Source organism: Erythrobacter sp. SG61-1L, assembly GCF_001305965.1.
Lineage (GTDB): Bacteria > Pseudomonadota > Alphaproteobacteria > Sphingomonadales > Sphingomonadaceae > Andeanibacterium.
This window is the reverse complement of the sequence record NZ_JXQC01000003.1, coordinates 3,423,243-3,440,922: the sequence shown is the minus strand read 5'-3', so window position 1 is coordinate 3,440,922 and position 17,680 is coordinate 3,423,243. Positions and strand designations below refer to the sequence as shown.

Genomic DNA, 17,680 nt, shown 5'->3' with positions numbered 1-17,680 from the left:
TTAAACGCCAGCCCCTATTCGGGGATCGGCGCTTATTCAGGGATAGGGGCACCCTGCGGACCGGCAGGCGCACCACCGGGCGCGCCGCCCTGCTGCTGCATCTGCATCATCTGCTGGATCTGCATCCGGCGCTGGAAGTCCGCTTCGGACATGAAATCGATCAGTTCGATCTCGAAGGTCAGGTCCGCATTGGCGGGAATCACGACCTCTCCCGTCATCGGGTTCTTCTGTTCAGCCGGACCGTAGGCCTTTTCCGAAGGAATATGCAGCGTGTACTTGCCGCCCTTCTTCATCTTGGTCAGGCCTTCGCCAAATCCGGCAATGGTGCCCTGACCCAGCGGGATCGGCACGCCCTGACCCTGATCGAACACCGTGCCATCATCCAGCTTGCCGACATAGTTCACAACGACCACGTCGGTTTCACCCGGCGCCGCGCCGACCCCGGCCGTAATTTCCTTGACGGAAACGCCCTTGGGCACAGTGAGCCAGGCAAGCCCGGCACCGAGGAGAATCACAACCACGACCCCCAGCCAGAGCTTGGCAAGGGAACCCTTCTTCAGGGGCTGGAGCGGGACGCGGGTAACTTCGGCCATGGGCGTTTCCTGAAAAGCAAAAGGGCGCGGATTTGAAGCCGCGCCCTCTTGGCTCAACAATGCTGTGGGTTCAAGCGATCTTGAACGCTTACTTCGATCCGTCGCGTTCCATCCGCTTGCGCTCCAGCTTGCGGGCGCGGCGGACGGCAGCGGCCTTTTCACGGGCACGCTTTTCGCTCGGCTTCTCGAAGTGACGACGCAGCTTCATTTCGCGATACACGCCTTCGCGCTGCAGCTTCTTCTTGAGCGCACGAAGGGCCTGGTCGACATTGTTATCGCGAACGATGATCTGCATAAATTCAAACACCTCACAGCAACTGCCGGGGCGCCCCGCGAAGCGGCGGGGACCAGCCCTGACGAATCAACGAAAATTGGGCCGATTCCGTGGAGGAACGGCTCGATAGCGGGCGCCCCTAGCGAAAACCGCCCCCAAAGGCAAGCATTTGAGCCAGCAAATTGGCGCGGCCTGCCTTCCAACTTCGGCGCCGCACGTCTAAGGCACCGCTCATGACTGCCACTTCCCCCCTTGCCGCAACCGCCTATGTCGCCCTTGGCGGCGGTGCAGGCGCGGCGTTGCGCTATCAGCTCGGACGGCTGATGACCCACGCTCTCGGCCCCGCCACCGTCACCGCCTTTCCCTGGGCCACCCTGACCTGCAACGTGCTGGGCAGCGTCGCCATGGGTGTGCTGGCCGGCTTCCTTGCCCGCCATGGCACCGGCGGCGATTTCTGGCGCCTGCTGATCGGCGTGGGCCTGCTGGGCGGGTTCACCACCTTTTCCAGCTTCAGCCTGGAGATGATGCTGCTGATCGAACGCGGCCAGCCCACGCTGGCCCTGACCTATGTAGCCGTTTCGATGCTGGCGGGGCTGACGGGCCTTTATATAGGCCTTATCGCCATGCGGGTGGCAGGATGAAGCCGGCAGAGGAAGTACGCCAGTTCACCGTCGGCACCGACGATGACGGCATCCGGCTGGACCGCTGGTTCAAGCGCCATCTGCCGCAAGTGGGTTTTGCCACCGTATCGCGCTGGGCGCGCACCGGGCAGATTCGCGTGGACGGCAAGCGGGCCAAGCCGGAAGACCGGCTGGAGGTCGGGCAGGTGCTGCGCGTGCCGCCAGGCGGCGACAGTTCCGCCAAGGAACCGCGCCCGCGCCGAGAACTGAGCGAGGAAGACGTCTCACGCGCAGAAGCGATGGTAATCACGCAGGATCGCTCTGCCATCGTACTCAACAAGCCACCGGGTCTCGCCACGCAGGGCGGCACCAAGATGAAAGACCATGTGGACGGCTTGCTGGACGCCTTCGTGCGCGGCGACGAAGCCCGTCCGCGCCTTGTCCACCGGCTCGACAAGGATACCAGCGGCGTGCTGCTGGTGGCCCGCACGCCGGGCAGCGCCGCGTTCTTTTCCAAACGCTTTTCCGGCCGTTCCGCCAAAAAGGTCTATTGGGCATTGATCGTGGGCGTGCCCGATGTGCTGGAAGGCACGATCGACGCGCCCATCGCCAAGCAGCCGGGCACCGGCGGCGAAAAGATGCATGTGGACGAGGAAAACGGCCAGCCTGCGCGCACCCGTTACCGTGTGATCGACCGCGCGGCCAAGCGCGCCGCCTGGGTGGAGCTGCAACCGCTGACGGGCCGCACGCACCAGCTGCGCGTCCACATGGCCGCCATCGGCCATCCCATCGTGGGCGACGGCAAATATGGCGGCCCGGAAGCCTTCCTGACCGGCAGCATCAGCCGCAAGATGCACCTGCATGCCCGGCGCCTGATTATCGACCATCCCGATGGCGGCAAGCTGGACGCGACGGCTGAACTGCCCAGCCATTTCGCCACCAGCATGGAACAGCTGGGCTTCGACATTTCGATGAGCGATGCCCTGCCGGAAGAAAGCGCGCCCCCGCCCTCTCGCACCGAGAAGAAGCAAGCGGCCAAGGCCCATGCCAAGCAATACCGCAAGGAACGGCGCGGCGAACGGCGCAAGCGTGGTCCATCAGGCGAAGAAACACCGCGCCGGGGCAAGCCCGCAGCCGGGGCGAAGGCTGGCGGAAAACCTGGAGCCAAGCCCGCCCGTCGACCGGGCGCAAAACCCGGTGCGAAGCCTGCCGGAAAGCCGGGGCCGAGGACCCGGAAGTGAGCATTCGCCTTGCCGTGTTCGATTGCGATGGAACTCTGGTCGATGGGCAGGCGGCCGTGTGCAACGCCATGCGCACAGCCTTCGAGACGGTGGGCCTGCCCGCCCCGCCCAACTCCTCCGTCCGCCGGATCGTGGGGCTGAGCCTGCCAGTCGCCATCCGCAACCTCGCGCCCGATGCCGAGGCGGAGCAGCACACCCATCTGGTCGAGGCCTATCGCGCCGCCTTCTTCGCCGCGCGTACCAGCGGGCAGGTGGCCGAGCCGCTTTATGACGGTATTCGCGAATTGCTGGACGATCTGCACCGCTGCGGCTGGGTGCTGGGCGTTGCGACCGGCAAGTCGGATCGCGGGCTGAAGGGCTGCCTTGCCAATCACGGATTGCTTGACCTGTTCGCCACACTGCAAACGGCGGACCGGCACCCCTCCAAGCCGTACCCCGCCATGCTGGAACAGGCCATGGCCGATGCCTTTGCCGCGCCTTCGGCCACGGTAATGATCGGCGACACGGCCTATGATATCGAAATGGCAAAGGCCGCGGGCGCAAGACCCATCGGTGTGGCCTGGGGCTATCACGCCGTTGAGGAACTGATGGACGCCGGGGCCGAGGCCGTGGCCGCCAATGCCGCCGAATTGCGGGACTTGCTGCGATGAGCGATGACAAGCGGGCGCGGGATCGCTGGGCGACCATTTCCATTGTCCGCCTGGTCGGCGTTGCCATGGTTCTGGCTGGCGCGCTGGTGGTACGCCAGATCATCGAATGGCCCAAGGAAGCCGGCTACGCGCTGATCGTGGTGGGCCTGATCGATGTCTATCTGGTGCCCCAGATTCTGGCTCGCAAATGGCGGACGCCGAAATGAAGCGCTTCTACAAGAATGTCGCGGTGGAACCGGTCGAAGGTGGCTGGCGGGTGACGCTGGACGGGCGCGGAATCAAGTCCCAGAGGGGCGCCGCACAGATCGTGCCCAGCCGCGCGCTGGCCGAGGCGATGGCACAGGAATGGGCGGATCAGGGCGAGGAAATCGACGCTGCTGCCTTCCGCTATCGCGATTTGGCCGACTATGCGATCGACGTGGTTTCACCCGATCCGGCGGCGGAAATCCCGTCCATCCTGCGCTATGCCGAAACGGATACGCTCTGTTACCGGGCCGATCCGGACGAACCGCTTTTCCCCCGCCAGCAGCAGCTGTGGGAACCGGTACTGAAAGCGCTAGAGGAGCGCCACAAGGTGCGCTTTGAGCGCGTGAGCGGCATCATGCACCGGCCCCAGCCTGCCGAAACACTGGCCGCGCTCAACGCTCATCTTGAAACGCTCGATCCCTTTGCGCTGGCCGCGCTGAAGACCATGGCGTCTCTCTCCGCCTCTCTCGCCGTCGCACTTGCGGCGCTGGACGATGGGGCGAATGCGGAAGCCCTGTGGGCCATCGCCAATGCCGAGGAAGACTGGCAGGCGGAACAATGGGGCTGGGAATGGACAGCGGAAGAAAAGCGGGCGAAACGCCTTGGCGAATTCGCTGCCGCGCTGGACTTTGCCCGGCTGGCCCGGATGGGCTGACCACCGCACTTATAAGCATCCGCCTATATCCCTCATAAGTGGGTGCTGCGTTGCAATCGCACGCGCGCTGCCGAATTCCCTCGCCCCGGACGAGCCCGCACTTCGCACCAGCGAAACAACCGGGCCGGGGGAGAGAGACAATGACAAAGCGTGTCGCATCGCGATTCCGGAAATTCGCCGCTGCCAGCATTCTGGCCATGGCAAGCTGCGCCCTTGCGCCGCAGGCATCCGCCGAAGAGGCCGAGAGCACCGGCAAGCCCAACATCCTGCTCGTGATTCTCGACGATGTGGGCATCGACACCATGTCGAACATGTATCCCGGCCTGATCGACGGGCTGGTGCAGCAATATGGGCCGCAGGGCCTGAACCATCCCGACTATGCCCGGATCAAGGGCGGCCCGGCTTCCACACCGGTGATAGACGCGCTGTCGCAGAGGGGCGTGATCTTCACCAATGCCTGGGCGCAGCCTTTCTGTTCACCCACCCGCGCCTCGATGCTGACCGGCCTGAACGCCGCCAAGACCGGGATGCGCGATTATACCAACTGGCTTTCGCAGAACCATCGCTCGCTGGGGATGGACCTGAAGCAGGCTGGCTATGCCACCGCGATCTTCGGCAAGTGGCACATGGCCGGGCTGAACGAATATCCGGGCATGAAGCCGCGCGAGGCCGGATTTGACCTGTTCAAGGGCAATCTCAACGGCGCAATCTACGATTACTGGGATTACGATTATCAGGTGCAGGACGGCAGCACGCCTGACAGCGAATGGGTGCAAACCAAACCGCCTGTAAAATCCCTGCCCGGCATTGCGCCCACCACTTACGCCCCGGTCGTGAAAGTGGCCGACACGATCGACTGGATCGCCGGGCAGGAACAGGCCCATCCGGACAAGCCGTGGTTTGCATGGCTGGCCTTCAACCTCTCCCACATCACAGCAGGCCGGTTCCCCAACCCCACCATGGTTCCCAATGCGGATACGCTGGACCAGATCTCTCGCGACGAGATGGCGGCCTGCGGCGGCCAGTTCGGCACGACGAAGATCGGCGATTGCAAAGCAGGCGCCCTCAACCGGGCGATGACCAATTCGATCGACACAGTGGTGGGCAAGCTGCTCGATGCTGTCGGGAAGATGGACCCCAATACCTATATCATCGTGCTGGGTGACAATGGCACCCCGATGTACGGCCAGCCCGGCACCAATTTCATCGACAACATGTATATCACGCGCGATGGCCGGGCGAAGGGCACTGCCTATGAAAGCGGGATGCGCATTCCTCTGGCCATTGTCGGGCCGGGCATCCAGCCGGGCAGCAGCGATGCGGTGACCCACGTGGTTGACCTGTTTGCCACCATTCACGATTTCGCCGGGGCCGAGACGCCCGAGCGCGTGCCCAACAAGGATGGCAGCGGCACGGTAGCGCTGGATGCCATATCGCTCTCGCCCGTATTGTTCGATCACAAGGCCGCGATCCGCGATCCGAACCTTGGCTATATCGTGGGCGAAACGGTCATCCCGCTCAGCAAGAACGAGCACCAGATCGGCGTGCGCAACGCGACCTACAAGGTGCTGTGCAAAGACCGCGAAGGCGTGGAAAGCTGCGAATTCTTCAATCTGGCGAAAGACCCGCTGGAAGAATTCCCGCTGACGCCCCCGGCAAGCTGCGCCGCACAGGCCGCCGTGGTGCCGAACGACCCGGACGCCAATTACTGCTTCCTCCACGAGAAGCTGGAGGCCGAGAAGAAGCTCTGAACGGCCGGACGAGGGCGCGCCTGGCCAATCGGCAAGGCGCGTCCTTCGACAATCTCAGGAAGGGCAGAGTGAGTTGACCGGGAAGAGCCGTCTGGCGCTTGCCCCTTACCCGATCCACTCCGCCACTTCGGCGGCGACCGTGTTTGCCGCCTCGTTCAGCGCCGGGGCGACGCTTGCGGCGTCGGGCGCCACGCCGCTGACCTTCGCTTCGAAGCGGCGGGTGAGGATCTGGCCGTCTGGCTGGCGCAACACTGCATCGAAACGCACCACTACCGAACTGGAACCGGCATCGTAGCCCATTTCCAGAAGGTGGCCGGAAAGCTTGGTGGCTGCGGCATAGGCCGTGTCGCTGCCTTCCACCACCAGCCGGGTCTGCTTCGAACGGATCGTTTCGGCCAGCAGGCGGCCAAACAGGCGGGCGGGCTTTTCAACCCATACCGCATCTTTCAGATAGGCGACGGTTGCCGCATCCACCTGCACCGGCACGCGTGCCACGTCGAGCCGCTGGGGCGCATCCGGTTCGATCACTGCCAGTGCCTGCGCGGAGGTGCCGCTGGCCGAAAGGCCTGCCGGGGCAAGCGCGGTGGGCGTGAGGGTGAACAGGGTCGGCGGGGGTTCCTTGCCCAGGCTGACACAGCCGGACAGGGTCAGCGCCATTGCGATGGCCGCAAGCCCGGCCTTGTGCGTACCCTTCATCGCGAAATCCCTCATGGCCAAACTCTTCATGGCTTGTAGTCCGGCAGGTCATTGCCCTTGATCAGCGCGCCCGCGCCCTGATTGTCGATCTTCTCGGTGATCTTGCGCAGGGCCTGGCTCGCCTCGCGCAGGTCACGCAGGGTCGCCTCGGCTGCGGGCAAGGTATTTTCGGAAAGCTGGCGCGTGGCGGGCTGCGCGCTCTTCAGCGTTTCATCGAGCGATTCCGCCGCCAGCTTCGCGGATTTCAGCGTGTCGCGCAGCTGGTTGGCCAGCGCCTCGCCATCCTTCTTCAGCAGGCCATCGGCAGTGCCCATCGTGCCCTCGAACGCGGCGAGGCTCTTGTTCGCCTGCCGCAAGGTGGCCTGCAATTCGGTCAGCGTCGCCTCGATCTGGGGCGAGGCATCGGCCACATGATCGGTCAGCCTCTCGGTATTCTTGAGAATGCCGGCGATGGATGCCTGATTGTCATCCGACATCAACTGGGTCAGCCGGTCAGTCAGCGTCGCGAGGCGTTCCAGCAGCAGTGGCGCGTTGGAAAGGATTTCGCCAAGGCCGCCGGGCTTGGCGGCAATGGTGGGCTTGCCTTCAAGGCAGCTGGTGTTCTCGCAGGTAATCTCAGGCGCCCCGTCGCGCGCGCCATCGAGCTGGATCTTGGAAGAACCGGTAAAGCTGGACTGCACCGTAGCCACGGTGCCGAGCAGGATCGGCACATCCTTGCCCACCCGCACGCGCACACGGACATATTCCGGGTTCTTCGGCCACAGCTCGATTTCCGAAATCTCGCCCACCGGCACGCCGGAGAAGGTGACGTTGGAGCCTTTGGCAAGGCCATCCACCGATTGCTTGAAGAAGATGTCATATTCCTTCTTCTGCACACCGCTCAGCCCGGCGATCCACATGATGAAGGCCGCCAGCGCCGCCAGCAGGAACAGGGTGACAGCACCCACCCAGACATGGTTCGCGCGCGTTTCCATCGGCCGTCTATGCCCCTCTGCCCGCAGGCTTGTCCATGGCCCCGGACTGTTTTTGGTCAGTCCGTTCCCGGCCGCCCTGCTCCCGGGCAGCGATCCCCGCAAGGTCCGCCCGATCCTGGCTGGCCTTTGCCGCCCGCCCGCGCGGGCCGTTGAAATATTCCTGAATCCACGGATGGTCGAGCGCCAGCAGTTCCGGGATCGTGCCCACCGCGATCACTTTCTTGTCCGCCAGCACGGCCACCCGGTCGCAGATTTCGTACAGCGTATCCAGATCGTGCGTGATGAGGAACACGGTAAGGTCCAGCACATCCGCCAGTTCGCGGGTCAGCCGGTCGAATGCGGCGGCGCCCACCGGGTCAAGCCCGGCGGTCGGCTCGTCAAGGAACAGCAGTTCCGGATCGAGCGCAAGCGCGCGGGCAAGGCCGGCGCGCTTGCGCATGCCGCCGGAAAGCTCGGACGGAAACTTGCTCGCCGCCTCGCCCGGCAGGCCGGAAAGGCGCACCTTGTAGCGGGCGATTTCGTGCCGAAGCTCCGGCTCCAGCTCGGGATAGAATTCGCGCAGGGGCACTTCGACATTTTCGCCCACGGTCAGCGTGGAAAACAGTGCGCCGCCCTGAAACAGCACCCCCCAGCGGGAGCGAATGTCGATCTGGCTGCCTTCCCACAGGTCGGTCACCGTGTGGCCCAGAACTTCGATATGCCCTTCCTGCGGCACCTGCAGCCCGATGATGGAGCGCATCAGCACGGATTTGCCCGTGCCCGATCCGCCGACCACCCCCAGCACTTCCCCGCGCCGGACCTTGAGGTCCAGCCCTTCGTGCACGGTGTGCCCGTCAAACCGGTTGACCAGCCCTTCCACCACCACGGGATAGTCGCCCCGGAACGGCTCCGGGTCGAAGCGCCTTGCCTGACGCTCCACAGCGGTGACGATCTTTTCCTCGCTCATCCCCAACCCACTTCGGTGAAGAAGACGGCAAAGAACGCATCAAGCACGATCACCATAAAGATGCCCTGCACCACGGCCTTGGTAGTGCGCAGGCCCACTTCCTCGGAATTGCCCTGCACCTGCATGCCCTGATAGCAACCCGCCAGGGCCACGATCATCCCGAAGACCGGTGCCTTGACCAGACACACCCACACATCGCGCAGCGGCACCACTTCCTGAATGCGGCTGAGGAAGCTGAAGAAGGGAATGCCAAGGCTGACATCAGAAATCACCGCACCGCCGACAATCGCGATACCGGCGGAGAAGAAGCCCAGCAGCGGCATCATGAACACCGCCGCCAGCAGGCGCGGCACGATCAGCGCCTCCATCGGAGAAACGCCGATGGTGCGCATCGCGTCCACTTCCTCGGTCAGCTTCATCGTGCCGATCTGTGCCGCGAAGGCAGAGCCGGAACGGCCCGCGACCATGATCGCCGTCATCAGCACGCCCAGTTCGCGCACGGCGAGCCGGCCGGTGAGGTTCACCGTGTAGATTTCCGCCCCGAACTGGCGCAGCTGCACCGCGCCCTGCTGCGCGATCACGATGCCGATGAGGAAGCTCATCAACCCGATGATGCCGAGGGCGGAAATGCCCACCAGTTCGAACTGGCGAGTGATGGAGGCAATGCGCAACCGCCGGGGATTGACGGCGAGCGAGCCGAGCGCGGTAAGGATCGCGCCGAGGAAACCCAGCAGGCGGATCACGCCAACGCCCCAGTCGAACACGCGCGTGCCGATTGCGGCGGGCACGCGGGTGAGCAGCGGCAGGCGCGGCGCCTCGATCTCCGCCTCGCTCTGAGAGCCTTGCACGGCATCGATCAGGCGGCGCGCATCCTCGCTGGCGCCGGTGATCTGCCCGCCGCTGTCGCGCGCGAAGCGCCAGACGATCCAGGCGCCCACCGTATCGACCGCACCGACCTGCGAAAGGTCGATCCGGTCCACCGGGCCGGGCCATTCGCGCAGCCTGCGGTCGAGCACACCGATGGAAGAAATCAGCAAGGGGCCGGACAGCACCAGACTGGTGCCGTCCTTTTCGTCGGTCTCGACCGTGAAATCCGCCCATTCCCTCATGGGGTTGAGCTATGCGGGCAAAATGGGGCCGCGACAAGGCCGAGGCGTCGGATCGGGACAGCCTGTCAAATCATTGGGCATTGCACCGCACAATTGCGGCTGGCAAAGGCCCAGACCAGTATGAGCGACACTCTCGACAAGACTTTCGATCCCGCCTCCATCGAGGCGAAGTGGTATTCCCATTGGGAAGCGAACGGGCTGTTCCGGCCCGAACGGCCCGACGCGCAGCCCTTCACTATCGTAAACCCGCCGCCCAATGTGACGGGCAGCCTGCATATCGGCCACGCGCTGGACAATACCTTGCAGGACGTGGTCGTGCGGTACGAGCGTCTGCGCGGCAAGGATGCGCTGTGGGTGGTGGGCATGGACCATGCCGGCATCGCCACGCAGATGGTCGTCGAACGCCAGATGGAGGCGCGGCAGGACAAGCGCACCAACTATTCGCGCGAGCAATTCGTCGAGAAGGTGTGGGAATGGAAGGCCGAGAGCGGCGGCGCCATCACCGGCCAGCTGCGCCGCCTTGGCTGCTCGATGGACTGGAGCCGCGAACAGTTCACCATGGACCCGCACTTCACCCGCGCGGTGCTGAAGGTGTTCGTGGACCTCTATAATCAGGGCCTGATCTACCGCGACAAGCGCCTGGTGAACTGGGATCCCAAGCTGAAGACCGCCATTTCCGACCTCGAAGTGGAAACGCGCGAGGTAAAGGGCGGCTTCTGGCACTTCAAATATCCGCTGGCCGACGGCGTCACGCTGAGCAACGGACAGGACTATATCGAAGTCGCCACCACGCGCCCGGAAACGATGCTGGCCGATATGGCCGTGGCCGTGAATGCGGAGGACGAGCGGTACAAGTCGGTCATCGGCAAGGAAATCCTCCAGCCGATCACCGGCCGCCGCTTCCGTATCGTCGCCGACGAACACGCCGACCCGGAACTGGGCAGCGGCGCGGTGAAGATCACGCCGGGGCATGACTTCAACGACTTCGAAGTGGGCAAGCGCGCCGGGATCGCCCCTGCCGACATGCTCAACATGCTCGATGAGAATGCCTGCGTGGTGCAGACGGCGGACGGGCTGGTGCCGGATGAATTCCTCGGGCTGGACCGCTTCGACGCGCGCGCGCTGGTGGTCGAGCGGATGAAGGAACTCGGCTTCCTCATCCCGCATGTGACGAAGGACAAGGAAGGCAACGAGGTTCTGCACGATGCCGAACCGCGCACCATCCAGACGCCCTTCGGCGACCGTGGCGGCGTGGTGATCGAACCCTGGCTGACCGACCAGTGGTATGTCGATGCAGCAACGCTGGCGCAGCCCGCGATGGAAGCAGTGCGTTCGGGCGCCATCGAGATTGTCCCGAAGAGCTGGGAAAAGACCTATTTCAACTGGATGGAAAACATCCAGCCCTGGTGCGTTTCCCGCCAGCTGTGGTGGGGCCACCGGATTCCGGCTTGGTATGACGAGGACGGCAATGTCTTCGTGGCCGAGACGGAAGAAGAGGCGCAGGCGCAGGCTGGCAACAAGCCGTTGACCCGCGATTCCGACGTGCTCGATACCTGGTTCTCCAGCGCCCTGTGGCCCTTCGCCACGCTGGGCTGGCCGGACGATACCGAGCTGCTGGCCAAGCACTATCCCAACGATCTGCTGATTTCCGGCTTCGACATCCTGTTCTTCTGGGATGCGCGCATGGCGATGCAGGGCATCCATTTCATGAAGGAAGTGCCGTGGAAGCGGCTCTATCTCCATGGCCTCGTCCGCGCGCCTGATGGGGCAAAGATGTCCAAGTCCAAGGGCAATGTGGTCGATCCGCTGGGCCTGATCGACAAATATGGCGCGGATGCGCTGCGCTTCTTCATGGCGGCGATGGAAAGCCAGGGCCGCGACATCAAGATGGATGAGAAGCGGGTCGAAGGTTATCGCAACTTCGCAACCAAGCTGTGGAACGCCACGCGCTTCTGCCAGGCGAACGGTATCGGCGCCTCCGCCTCCATCGAAGCACCCGCTGCCACCAGCGCAGTGAACAAGTGGATCATCGGCGAAGTCGTGGAAACCGTGGCCGAGCTGGACAAGGCGATGGCCGAACTCCGCTTTGATGCGGCGGCCAATGCCATCTACCACTTCGTGTGGGACACTTTCTGCGACTGGTATATCGAACTCATCAAAGGCAACTTTGACGCGGAAACCAAGGCAGTCGCAGGCTGGGTGCTCGACCAGATTCTGGTGATGCTGCACCCCTTCATGCCCTTCATCACTGAAGAGCTGTGGAACGCGCAGGGGGATCGGCCTTACGAACTGATCCTTGCCAAATGGCCCGCACCCAATGCGGCCATCGATCCGGCGGCAAAGGCGGAAGTGGAGTGGCTGATCGCCCTCACCTCCAACATTCGCACTGCCAAGAACGAGTTGGGCATCGCGCCCGGCGCCCGGCTGGAAGCCTATCTCGAAACGCCCAGCCCGCTGGGCAAGGGCGTGATCGAGGCAAGTGCAGCCGCCATCGACCGCCTTGCTCGCCTCTCCGCCATCCGCTTCGAAGCGGCACCGGCAGGGGCGGCCATGCAGATCGTGGCGGGCGGCGACGTGTTCGTCATCCCGCTGGAAGGCATTATCGACATCGAGGCCGAGAAGGCCCGTCTCGCCAAGGCGCTGGAGGCTTCGCAGAAGGAAGCCAAATCGCTGCAGGGCCGCCTGTCCAACCCGGCCTTTGTCGAAAAGGCAAAGCCCGAAGCGGTCGAAAAGGCCCGCGCCGACCACGCGCACCATGCTGCCGAGGCCGAGAGGCTTTCCGCAGCACTGGAACGGTTGGGGTGAGGCCGGCTCTCCTGATCCTCCCCGAAACGGGGAGGGGGACCATGCGAAGCATGGTGGAGGGGCAGTCGCCCAGCCATGCAATCTTAGTGGTTCCGCGCACTCGCGCGTGCCCCTCCACCGGCCGGAGGCCGGTCCCCCTCCCCGTTTCGGGGAGGATTTAGGATGCCCCTGGTCCTCGCCACCACCACACCCGGCGAGCCGGAGATCTTCGCCTCGATCCAGGGCGAAGGCCCTTCCATGGGCAAACCCTGCGCCTTCGTGCGCCTGTCTCGCTGCAACCTTGCCTGCGTGTGGTGCGACACGGCCTACACATGGCGCTTCACTGGCGATAACCGCCCGCACCGCGACGGAATTACCTTCGAACGCGCGGAAAATCAGGTGACTCTGTCCGAGGAGGATGTCGCCGAGCGCATCGCCGCATCGGGGATGAAGCGGCTGGTCGTGACCGGCGGCGAGCCGCTGCTGCAAGCCCCCGCCCTTGCCCGCATGCTGGCCGCGCTGGAGGAACTGGTGCCCGGCATGATCGTGGAAGTGGAAACCAACGGCACGGTCCGCCCGACCGATGCGGTCGACCGATTCGTAGCCCAGTACAATGTCAGCCCCAAGCTTTCGCACAGCGGCAATCCGGCTGAACTGGCGCTTATCCCCGAACGTCTTGCGGACTGGGTGGCGAGGCCCAAGGCCACCTTCAAATTCGTGGTGGCCAGTCTTGAGGATGTTGCCGAAGTGCTGGCACTGGCGGAACTCCACGCAATTCCGCGCGATCGCATCATGGTGATGGGCGAAGGGACCGATCAGCAGACGCTGGAAGCGCGCGAGGCATGGCTGGCGGATGTCTGCATTCACGAGTCTTTGACTCTGTCCAAAAGGTTGCACATCCAGCTTTTTGGAGACAGTAGGGGCACATGAACGGCCCAACTGAATCAGCCGCCCCGCAGGGCGATACCGCAGCGCAACCCGGCCCGCCCAAAGGCGGCCCCGGCGCGATGATGCGCGGCGACCTGACGCAGGGTCCGATCCTGCGCACGCTGATCATGTTCAGCATCCCCACGCTGATGGCCAATATCCTCCAGTCGCTCTCGGGCACGGTGAATTCGATCTGGGTCGGACGCCTGCTGGGCGAAGAAGCGCTGGCGGCAACCGCCAATGCCAATATCGTGATGTTCCTCGTCTCCAGCGCCGCCTTTGGCTTCGGCATGGCCGGCACAGTGAAGATCGGGCAGCGCTTCGGTGCGCGCGATGTGGACGGCGCCCGGCGCACTTTCGGCACAGCAGTGGGCTTCTGCAGCCTGCTGATGATCGGTATCGCGATCCTCGGCTGGTATATCGCTCCGGGCCTGCTGACCGTGCTGGAAACGCCGGAAGGCGCCTATGAACTGGCGCTCACCTATCTGCGGATCATCTTCCTCTCCATGCCGTTCATGATGGTCTCCATCATCCTCACCATGGGGCTGCGCGGTACGGGCGATGCACGTACGCCGCTGATCTTCATGCTGGTCACTGTGGCGATCGATGCGGTGTTCAACCCGCTGCTGATCGCGGGCTTCGGCCCGATTCCCGCATTGGGTATCGCCGGTTCCGCCCTATCCACCATGCTGGCCAGCCTCGTCTCCTTCCTGGGGATGATCGGCTATGTCTATGGCAAGGATCTGCCGCTGCGCCTGCGCGCAGCCGAACTTGCCTATCTGCGCCCCCAGCGCGAGGAGCTGGGCTATATCATCACCAAGGGCCTGCCGATGGGCGCCCAGATGCTGGTGATGAGCGCGGCGGGCATCATCGTGGTCGGGCTGGTGAACCGCGAAGGCCTGCTGATGACCGCTGCCTATGGCGCGGCCATGCAGCTTTTCACCTATATCCAGATGCCCGCCATGGCGATTGGCGGCGCGGTCAGCGCGATGGCCGCCCAGTTCATCGGCGCCCGCAAGTGGGATCGGCTGGACCATGTCACCCGCGCGGGCGTGCTGGTGAACTTCATCATGACCGGCGTGCTCACCGTGCTGCTGCTGCTGTTCGACCGGCCCGCGCTGGGCCTGTTCCTTGGGCCGGACAGCCCGGCCGTTCCGCTGGGCCGCCACATCCAGCTTCTGGCCAGCTGGAACTTCATCTTCTTCGGCGTGACCATGGTCTATTCCGCCACCATGCGCGCCGGCGGTGCGGTGATGGTGCCGCTGATCATCATCGCCATTGCGCTCTATCCGGTGCGTCTGGGCTTCTACTGGCTGACCTATGACTGGCTGGGTTCGGATGCCATCTGGTACAGCTTCCCCGTGGCCGCGTTTTCCGGGCTGGTGCTGGGCTGGTGGTTCTACCACTATTCCTCGTGGCGCGAGATCGCGAAGCCCGAGAGCGAGGAAGAGGCGATGGAACAGGCACAGGCCGAAAGCGAACCTGCCGGCCGTTTCAAGCCTTCCGTGTAAGCAGGTGCGCGCCCCTCCTCTTGCGGGGAGGAGCGCCGCCTTTGCCTGCTCTCGCCCTTACCTGCCCTGTGAACGCCAGCGCTGGACCACGCGCTGGACCATGTCCTCTTCGCCGCCGGACTGGCGCCACAGGTCGACAAAGCTCGGATCTTCCGAAGCGGGGCGCTTGGACTCTTCCAGATTGTCGAACGACACGCGGATCGGGATCGAGACACCTTCGCCCACGATGATGCATTCGCGGTTGCGCAGGGCGGGAATGGAATCGAGGAAACCGCGCGCACCTTCAGGCATGGCCGCCTTAACGAAGCTCTGGTCGCGTTCGTTGTTGAGGCGCATGGACAGGATCGTACCGCACTGGGAAAGCACGCCTTCGGCAAGGTCCGAGGGGCGCTGCGTGATGAGGCCCAGCGAGACACCGTATTTACGGCCTTCCTTTGCGATACGCGAAAGGATGCGGCCCACCGAAGAGCCATCGGCGTTCTTCTCGTTCGGCACATAACGGTGCGCTTCTTCGCAGACGAGCAGGATCGGGCGCTGCTTTTCCTCACGGCCCCAGATCGCGAAATCGAACACCAGCCGGCTGAGCACGGCCACCACTGTGGAGGTAATGTCCGACGGCACGCCCGATACGTCGATGATCGAGATCGGTCGGCCGGAAGGAGGCATGCGGAAGATCTTGGAAATGAATTCCGACATCGTATCGCCCACCAGCATGCCGGAGAACATGAACTGGTAACGCGGATCGGCCTTCAACTCGTCGACCTTGGTCTTGATGCGCATATAGGGCGCGGATGAACTCGCCTTGTCGAGCTTGCCCATCTCGTTCTGCAGGATGTTGGTCAGGTCAGACAGGAGATAGGGGATCGGCGAATCCACCGTGATCTTGCCCATATTCTCGGCCAGGCGGTTCTTGCTGCGCGCTTCGAGCAGACACTTGGCCAGAATGTCCGCATCTTCCTGCAGGGCATTGCCGGTCGTCTTGAGGAACACTTCGCAATGTTCCTCGAAGTTCATCAGCCAATAGGGCATCTGCAGGTTCGACACGTCATAGATCACGCCGGTGCTGCGGAAAGCGGCCGAATATTCGCCGTGCGGGTCGATCATCACGATATGGCCCTGCGGCGCAGCTTCGCAAATACGGTGCAGGATCAACGCGGCGCTGGTGGACTTACCGGTACCGGTGGAACCCAGAAGGGCGAAATGCTTGCCCAACATGGCATCGACGTAGATGCCCGCGCGAATATCGGTGGTCGGATAGACAGTCCCGACCTGAATCGCCGAGCGGCCATCGGACGCATAGATCTGGCGAAGGTCGGCATTGGAGGCAGGATAGATCAGCGCGCCCGGAATGGGATAGCGCGTAACGCCGCGGCGGAAGCCATGAATGCGGCCCGTCAGCCGCTCTTCCTCGCCCTCGCCCAGAAAGTCGATATTGGCGACGATGCTGGCAGTGCCGCCGCGCCGGTCCTGCCGCTGATTGCGCACACTGGCCAGCAGCCAGCCGCCGGGAACGCGGATCTTGATCTGGCTACCCACCTGCCCGGCAAGCGCGATGGAAGGGTCGGCATCGGCAGCACATTCATTCAGCCGTTCCAGATCGAGGGCGATCTGAGAACTGGACCCGGCGATTTCCAGCACCACGCCGATCGGCTGACTGGCATTCTCGCTGGGTTGGGCAACAGGGCGCTGCGGCGCCGCATGGGCTGGCGTCTGCACTGCGCCGGCAGCTGCGGCAGGTGGCTGTGCGGCATGGCCGGCGGCGGCCCCGGCTTCCTGCGGCAGTTCGGCAGACTGCAAGGGTCGGAAGAATTGCTTGCCCAGATCGTTCATTTGCCCCCCGCGGTGGCGTTTCAGTTGTTCTGCAAGCACACCGCATAGGAAAATGACGTTAAGATCGCGTCAATGAACGCTCGGCCGCATGGCGCTGGCCCGCTGCCTCCGGACCCGTCAGACCAGAGCGAACAGACGCCCGGCGATCCAGCCCATCAGCACGGAAAGCGCACAGGCGATCATGCCGTAGAAGAAGGGCTGATCCTCCGCGAACTGCGCAATGAATCGTTCGAAACCCTGCTTGCGCACTTCCACCCGCGACACTGCAGAGGCGACCACGCGCCCGCGCGTGATGGCAAAGGTTTCCGCCGTATAAGTGCCGGTCAGCACGCTGGAGGGCAAGGCGATGCGCGCCTGATAGAGCACCTGCTCGCTGACGCTGACGCCCTTCTCATCCTGATTGTACAGCCCTTCGCGCTGGCGCAGATCGACAAGGCCGGAAGCAAAGCGCGCCTGCTCTTCCGGGTCGATGGCGCCGATGGGAGACAATTGCAGCCATGGCAGGCCAAGTTCATAGATCGCGGCCGTGCGTTCATCCACGATCTCCCGGATCGGGCGGGAACTGGCCACGGCGAAGAAGGACGGCGCGGAACGGAAATCGCTGCTGTCCACATTCACCCACATGCCCGCGATCTTCTGCTTCTCGCGCAGGCGGATCGACTGGGTCGGCCCCTTCAGCACCACCACAATGTCATAATCGCGGCCCGCGCGGATGCCGCTTGGATCGAGGATGGCGCCGTAAAGCAGCAATTCGGTGCCAGTGAAGCCCTGCCGCACCTGAATCTCGTGCTGGGAGACTTCCGGCACCAGAATCGGGTCTCGCTGGCCGGAAAGTGCGAAGAAGGCAGCCAGTGCCAACAGAATGGACGGGAG

At 63.9% G+C, this 17,680-nt stretch carries 17 protein-coding genes; 9 read left to right on the top strand and 8 right to left on the bottom strand.

Going from position 1 to position 17,680, the window contains the following annotated elements:
• Positions 1-32: 32 nt before the first annotated feature.
• Entirely contained in the window at positions 33-593 is a 561-nt protein-coding gene (locus SZ64_RS16850; RefSeq protein ID WP_054531872.1) for an FKBP-type peptidyl-prolyl cis-trans isomerase, read from the bottom strand.
• An 88-nt stretch (positions 594-681) separates the two neighbouring features.
• Entirely contained in the window at positions 682-888 is a 207-nt protein-coding gene (gene rpsU / locus SZ64_RS16845) for a 30S ribosomal protein S21 (protein WP_054531871.1), read from the bottom strand.
• 212 nt (positions 889-1,100) lie between these two features.
• On the opposite strand from rpsU, the gene crcB reads away from it, so the two are divergent.
• The 6 genes from crcB (at position 1,101) to SZ64_RS16815 (ending at position 6,030) form a co-directional block, all read left to right on the top strand.
• A complete protein-coding gene (gene crcB / locus SZ64_RS16840; RefSeq protein ID WP_054531870.1) occupies positions 1,101-1,508 on the top strand; it encodes a fluoride efflux transporter CrcB in 408 nt (135 codons plus the stop codon).
• Entirely contained in the window at positions 1,505-2,728 is a 1,224-nt protein-coding gene (locus tag SZ64_RS16835) for an RluA family pseudouridine synthase (RefSeq protein ID WP_054531869.1), read from the top strand. The genes crcB and SZ64_RS16835 overlap by 4 nt, the downstream gene beginning before the upstream one ends.
• Positions 2,725-3,378, top strand: coding sequence for an HAD-IA family hydrolase (locus tag SZ64_RS16830; protein ID WP_193391537.1), 654 nt, complete (start codon positions 2,725-2,727; stop codon positions 3,376-3,378). The genes SZ64_RS16835 and SZ64_RS16830 overlap by 4 nt, the downstream gene beginning before the upstream one ends.
• Positions 3,375-3,584: a hypothetical protein gene (locus tag SZ64_RS16825; RefSeq protein ID WP_054531868.1), complete on the top strand. Its 210-nt coding sequence runs from the start codon at positions 3,375-3,377 to the stop codon at positions 3,582-3,584. The genes SZ64_RS16830 and SZ64_RS16825 overlap by 4 nt, the downstream gene beginning before the upstream one ends.
• Positions 3,566-4,279 (top strand): ATP12 family protein, encoded by a 714-nt coding sequence (locus tag SZ64_RS16820; RefSeq protein ID WP_347230271.1) that lies wholly within the window; start codon positions 3,566-3,568, stop codon positions 4,277-4,279. The genes SZ64_RS16825 and SZ64_RS16820 overlap by 19 nt, the downstream gene beginning before the upstream one ends.
• A gap of 140 nt (positions 4,280-4,419) precedes the next feature.
• Entirely contained in the window at positions 4,420-6,030 is a 1,611-nt protein-coding gene (locus SZ64_RS16815; protein ID WP_054531866.1) for a sulfatase-like hydrolase/transferase, read from the top strand.
• Positions 6,031-6,135: 105 nt separating this feature from the next.
• On the opposite strand, the gene SZ64_RS16810 is transcribed toward SZ64_RS16815, so the two are convergent.
• The 4 genes from SZ64_RS16810 to SZ64_RS16795 are packed head-to-tail and all read right to left on the bottom strand — an operon-like array spanning position 6,136 to position 9,755.
• Positions 6,136-6,741 carry an ABC-type transport auxiliary lipoprotein family protein gene (locus SZ64_RS16810; RefSeq protein ID WP_241773075.1) on the bottom strand — a complete coding sequence of 202 codons (606 nt, stop codon included), beginning with the start codon at positions 6,739-6,741 and terminating at the stop codon, positions 6,136-6,138.
• Positions 6,742-6,752: 11 nt separating this feature from the next.
• Positions 6,753-7,700 carry an MlaD family protein gene (locus SZ64_RS16805; RefSeq protein ID WP_054531865.1) on the bottom strand — a complete coding sequence of 316 codons (948 nt, stop codon included), beginning with the start codon at positions 7,698-7,700 and terminating at the stop codon, positions 6,753-6,755.
• Positions 7,701-7,707: 7 nt separating this feature from the next.
• Positions 7,708-8,646 carry an ATP-binding cassette domain-containing protein gene (locus SZ64_RS16800; RefSeq protein ID WP_082384664.1) on the bottom strand — a complete coding sequence of 313 codons (939 nt, stop codon included), beginning with the start codon at positions 8,644-8,646 and terminating at the stop codon, positions 7,708-7,710.
• On the bottom strand, positions 8,643-9,755 hold the full coding sequence (locus SZ64_RS16795; RefSeq protein WP_054531864.1) for an ABC transporter permease: 1,113 nt from the start codon (positions 9,753-9,755) through the stop codon (positions 8,643-8,645). Before SZ64_RS16795 ends, SZ64_RS16800 begins: the two co-directional genes overlap by 4 nt.
• 120 nt (positions 9,756-9,875) lie before the next feature.
• Here SZ64_RS16795 and SZ64_RS16790 point away from each other — a divergent pair, with 120 nt between their 5' ends.
• The 3 genes from SZ64_RS16790 to SZ64_RS16780 all read left to right on the top strand — a co-directional run bounded on the left by SZ64_RS16790 (position 9,876) and on the right by SZ64_RS16780 (position 14,977).
• A complete protein-coding gene (locus SZ64_RS16790) occupies positions 9,876-12,560 on the top strand; it encodes a valine--tRNA ligase (RefSeq protein ID WP_054531863.1) in 2,685 nt (894 codons plus the stop codon).
• Between the two features lie 162 nt (positions 12,561-12,722).
• Complete coding sequence (locus tag SZ64_RS16785; RefSeq protein WP_054531862.1) at positions 12,723-13,469, top strand: 7-carboxy-7-deazaguanine synthase QueE; 747 nt, start codon at positions 12,723-12,725, stop codon at positions 13,467-13,469.
• The gene (locus SZ64_RS16780) at positions 13,466-14,977 is read left to right on the top strand and encodes an MATE family efflux transporter (RefSeq protein ID WP_347230270.1); all 1,512 of its coding nucleotides are present in this window, start codon (positions 13,466-13,468) and stop codon (positions 14,975-14,977) included. The genes SZ64_RS16785 and SZ64_RS16780 overlap by 4 nt, the downstream gene beginning before the upstream one ends.
• 57 nt (positions 14,978-15,034) lie before the next feature.
• Here SZ64_RS16780 and SZ64_RS16775 read toward each other — a convergent pair whose 3' ends face one another.
• Together SZ64_RS16775 and SZ64_RS16770 are read right to left on the bottom strand one after the other, a co-directional pair.
• Positions 15,035-16,807, bottom strand: a complete 1,773-nt coding sequence (locus SZ64_RS16775; RefSeq protein ID WP_082384662.1) for a DUF87 domain-containing protein — start codon at positions 16,805-16,807, stop codon at positions 15,035-15,037.
• Positions 16,808-16,924: 117 nt separating this feature from the next.
• Positions 16,925-17,665, bottom strand: coding sequence for a TIGR02186 family protein (locus SZ64_RS16770; RefSeq protein WP_241773074.1), 741 nt, complete (start codon positions 17,663-17,665; stop codon positions 16,925-16,927).
• Between the last annotated feature and the right edge of the window lie 15 nt (positions 17,666-17,680).